The organism is Chloroflexota bacterium, from assembly GCA_035652535.1.
Lineage (GTDB): Bacteria > Chloroflexota > UBA6077 > UBA6077 > SHYK01 > DASRDP01.
Genome location: DASRDP010000132.1, coordinates 1 through 4,265 on the forward strand (window position 1 = coordinate 1; position 4,265 = coordinate 4,265).

The following is a 4,265-nucleotide window of genomic DNA, read 5'->3' on the forward strand; positions in this document are numbered from 1 at the left end:
AAGGGCGGCCCCGCCGGTCGTGCCGCTGCGCAGGTTCGAGAGGCCGAGGCGATCCTTCAGCGGCCGGTAGAGCAGCCAGTCGGCGAAGAAGTAGAGCACGCGCCAGAGCGGTGGGACCTTCCCGGTGGCGAGGCGGAGGTCCGCGACCTTGTGGCCGATGGGCATCAGCCGCTCGAAGAGGAAGCGCTTGAGCGGGGTGGTGTCCATGATCTTCACCTGGACCGTGGAGTTCAGCCCCTCCCAGATCCGTGGCGGCGCGAACATCACGTTGGGCCCGATCTCGCGGATGTCGTGCAGCGCCGTCTCCGGCTCCTCCGGGAAATTGATGGTGAACCCGATGGCGAGCGCGGTGGCGACGGACATCATCTGCTCGCCGATCCACGCCAGCGGCAGGAAGGAGACGAACTCGTCGGTGGGCCGCCGCGGGTCCACCGAATGCAGGCTCATCGCCATCGTCAGGAGATTGGCGAAGGTGAGCATCGCTCCCTTCGGCGACCCGGTGGTGCCCGAGGTGTAGCAGATGATCGCCAGGTCGCCGCCTTCGCCTCGCGCGATGTTGCGTGCGAACAGGTCCGGGTCCTTCGCGTGCAGCTCGCGGCCGCGCTTCTCCACCTCGTCGAAGGAGAGCAGCTTCTCGTGCTTGTAGCGGCGCAGCCCGCGCGGGTCGGAGTAGATCACGTGCGTGACCTTGGGGAGCTGCTCGATCATCCCCAGGATCTTGTCGACCTGCTCCTGGTCCTCGGCGATGACGAACTTCGCGTCGCAGTGGTCGATGACGAACGCCACTTCGGTGAGGTTGGAGTCCTGGTAGATCCCCACCGACGCCGCCCCCGCCGATTGCGCCGCCAGCTCCGAGATCACCCACTCGGGCCGGTTGTCGCCGACGATCGCCACCTTCCCGCCGCGCTGCAGCCCGAGCGCGACCAGCCCGAGGGAAAACTCGCGCACCCGCTCGCCGTAGCGCCGCCAGCTCGTCTCCCGCCAGATCCCGAGGTCCTTCTCCCGGAGCGCCGCCCGATCGCCGAACTGCTCCGCGTTCTCCAGCAGGAGCTTCGGGAACGTGTCGCGCCGCGCCTGGACGGGCGCGGGCTCGGGCCGCTGCAGGGCGAGGCTCGTCCTCATGCGGCGTGGCCCCCGAGGTACGCAGCCTGGACTTCGGTGTTGCCCTGCACCGCCTCCGGCGCGCCGTCCGCGATCTTCTGGCCGAAGTTGAGCACCACCACGCGGTGCGAGAGGTCCATCACCACGCCCATGTCGTGCTCGATCATCAGCACGGTGGTTCCCCGCTCCTCGTTGATCTCGAGGATGTAGCGGGCCATGTCCTCCTTCTCCTCCGCGTTCATTCCCGCCATCGGCTCGTCGAGGAGGAGCAGGCGGGGATCGAGAGCGAGCGCGCGGCCGAGCTCGACGCGCTTCTGCAGCCCGTAGGCGAGGGTGTGCACCACCTGCTTGCGGTACGGCTGGATCTCGAGGAAGTCGATGATCTCCTCGACGCGCTCGCGCTCGCGGATCTCCTCCTTCTGCCCGCGGCCCCAGTACACGCCGCCGGTGAACGTGCCGGTCTTCTGGTGCACGTGCCGGCCGATGAGGAGGTTGTCGAGGACCGTCATGCCCCGGAACAGCGCGATGTTCTGGAAGGTTCGTGCGACTCCGAGGCGGGTGCGCGCGGCGGGCCCCATCCGGGTCACGTCGGCGCCGTCGAAGACGATGCGGCCGCGCTGGGGGCGATAGACGCCGCTGATGCAGTTCAACAGGCTGGTCTTGCCCGCGCCGTTCGGGCCGATGATCGCGCTGAGCGCGCCCTCGGCGACGGAGAAGCTCACGTCGGAGAGGGCGGTGACGCCGCCGAAACGCAAAACGAGGGCGGTGACGTCTAGGAGGGGGGAGGACATCCGACCAAAGACTACAATTTTGCGGTGCGGAGCGAAACTGACGGAGGGCGACCTGGTGCCGCAGGCGAGCGGGACTCGCGCCGTTCGGCTTTGGCGGCTCGCGTCGAGGTGTGTGGTTTCGTTCGCGGTTTGGCCTGCACCAGCCGGTCCGCTCCAGTACGCCGGCACGAATCGTGATGAGGCCACTGTCGGATGACGGCGGCCTCCCCAAGGAGCGCCCTCACGCCGCGAAGGCGATCTGCACACACTTTGAAGACGGGCGTTTTCGCCGCCGCCTGACGCCGCTCAGCGCCTCTGCCGGAGTCCCATCCCGGGACTTCCTCCTCGCTGCACCCAGCCCACCGGCGCGAGCGACTCACCGGGGAGCGCGTACGCTTCCAGTGTGACTGGTTGTACCTCGTGCGTGCACGCGTCGGTCAGGAACGTGCGGCGGCCCAGCACGATCCGCCCCGGGAGCAGCGCCGCTCCAACGATCCCTGACTCCCCCTCGAACGAAAACGGGCAGGTCCAGGACGAGCTCGAATCGAATCTGTGGATGGCCGCCTCGGCGGCACGCGCCGGGTGGCACAGGCCAGGATTGCTGGGCCACCTCTGCGCCACGAGTACAGCGTGGTCGCCGCGATCGCCGGCAAGGAACGGGAAGACCGCCGTGCCGTCGTACGGGTTCGTGCCCTGCATCGCGCCGGAAGCGACGACCACGCCATCGCGGACCACTTCGAGGACGTTCGGCGAGGCAGCGGCGGCCCCGAATTGCACGGCAAACCCGAGCTCGCCGCCGCTCACCGCGGCAAACCAGGACCCAGGCACCTGCACGTAGTCGGTCGCGGACGATCCGCCGGGCACGACGATCCAGGGCGCTCCGGCAGGCCAGGCGAGCAGGGCGCCACCGTCGACGATGTGGTGACGCCACAGCTCGTGGCCGGAGCTGTCCACCGCGAAAACGTCCTGGGCATTGTGATACCCCTGCTCCGGCGAATACGAGCTGGTGTAGTTCGCGGTCGCGAGCGCGTCGCCAGCCCCGTCGGACCCTTGGACGTGATATCCGGTGTCGGCGCTTCCGACCGTGGACCAAAGGATCGCGCCCTTCGCCGCGTCGACGACGTAGAGCCCGCTCGCGACGTTGTAGTCGTACATCGCGAGCGCGATCTTTCCCTCGCCGAGGTCCGCGATCCCCTGCGATTGCGCATACCCGTCCGTGTAGGTACGGCTCAAGTCGAGCGACCACGAAGGGGCGCCGCTCGCCGCGTCGAAGGCGGCGACGATCGCGCCTTTGGCGACGACCAACATGCCGGCCGCGATCAGGTGCGCATCGACGGGATAGGTCAGGGTCGTCTTCACCCGAAAGCGGTCGTGCCCGTCCGCGTCGGCGGATGCGACCCAGGCTGGCGCGGCCGGATCGAGGAAGGTGGGCGGCGGGTCGTATTCGATCCAGTAGAGACTTCCGTCATCGCCGGCAACGCCGCGGAAATCGACCTCGTCCGTGAAGGTGCGGCTCCAGAGAACCTTCGGATCGGCCGGACAGGGGACTGACTCGATCGCTGCCGCAGGCCCTCCATCGGACGTCGGGCCGCCATCCGTCCCGGAGCCAGCGTCCGTCGTCCCCGCGTCGGACGTCGATCCCGCGTCGGCAACCGCGCCGGAACCAGCGTCCGTGGTGCCTGCATCTGACGTCGATCCCGCGTCGGCAATCACGCCGGAATCGGGCGGCAGGCCGGAATCACCAGGGCCGTTGCTGCCCGAACCAGCATCATCTGCCGTGGGGACGGCGGAGCGTCCCGATGCTCCACATCCGATTGCGAAAATCAGGGCAACGAAGGCAGCCCGCATTACGGCAATCTGTGGATGCGCGTCGGCGGCCCACAGATGGCAGTCCGTCGCCTGTTACAAGTCCGTCATTTGCGGGCATCGAGTTCGAGCTGCGTCGCCGCGTGCGTTGCGGGAAATCGAGGCGCGGAGGTCCCGCGCGTGCAGCGAAGGCCTGCTGGGTGCCAAGCGCTCGCCAGGCTGCTATGGTGACGCGCCTGGGGGGCGCTTCTCCGCTCCCTCTCTCTCATTCGACGGAGGAGACACCGACATGTGCAAAGCCTGGTTCGCGCTGATCGCGGTGGTTGCGCTGGGTACGGCTGCCACAGCTGACGACAAGAAGAGCACCGAGAGCGCCATCCGCGGGACGAAGGGGCGGTACGGTGACGCAGGGTGTGGTCTGGGATCGATGGCGTTCGGCGACCAGCAAGGGTTCGTACAGGTCCTCGCCGCCACCACCAACGGCTTCTTCGGCACGCAGACGTTCGGCATCAGCTCGGGGACCTCGAACTGCAGCGGCCTTTCCAGCTCGCAGGCGACGCGCATCTTCATCGAGGCCAACCGCGAGGC

The 4,265-nt window shown here is 68.2% G+C and carries 4 protein-coding genes; 1 reads left to right on the forward strand and 3 read right to left on the reverse strand.

Annotated features, from left to right (window positions below):
- From VFC51_16700 to VFC51_16710, 3 genes are all read right to left on the reverse strand, one after another.
- Window positions 1-1,122, reverse strand: a 1,122-nt coding sequence (locus VFC51_16700; GenBank protein HZT08664.1) for an AMP-binding protein, incomplete at its 3' end; no start/stop codon positions are given.
- Complete coding sequence (locus VFC51_16705) at window positions 1,119-1,892, reverse strand: ABC transporter ATP-binding protein (GenBank protein HZT08665.1); 774 nt, start codon at window positions 1,890-1,892, stop codon at window positions 1,119-1,121. The genes VFC51_16705 and VFC51_16700, both read right to left, overlap by 4 nt.
- Before the next feature lie 285 nt (window positions 1,893-2,177).
- Window positions 2,178-3,584 (reverse strand): hypothetical protein, encoded by a 1,407-nt coding sequence (locus VFC51_16710; GenBank protein ID HZT08666.1) that lies wholly within the window; start codon window positions 3,582-3,584, stop codon window positions 2,178-2,180.
- A 382-nt stretch (window positions 3,585-3,966) separates the two neighbouring features.
- On the opposite strand from VFC51_16710, the gene VFC51_16715 reads away from it, so the two are divergent.
- Window positions 3,967-4,265 (forward strand): DUF3015 family protein (locus VFC51_16715; GenBank protein ID HZT08667.1); only part of this gene is annotated, 299 nt, incomplete at its 3' end.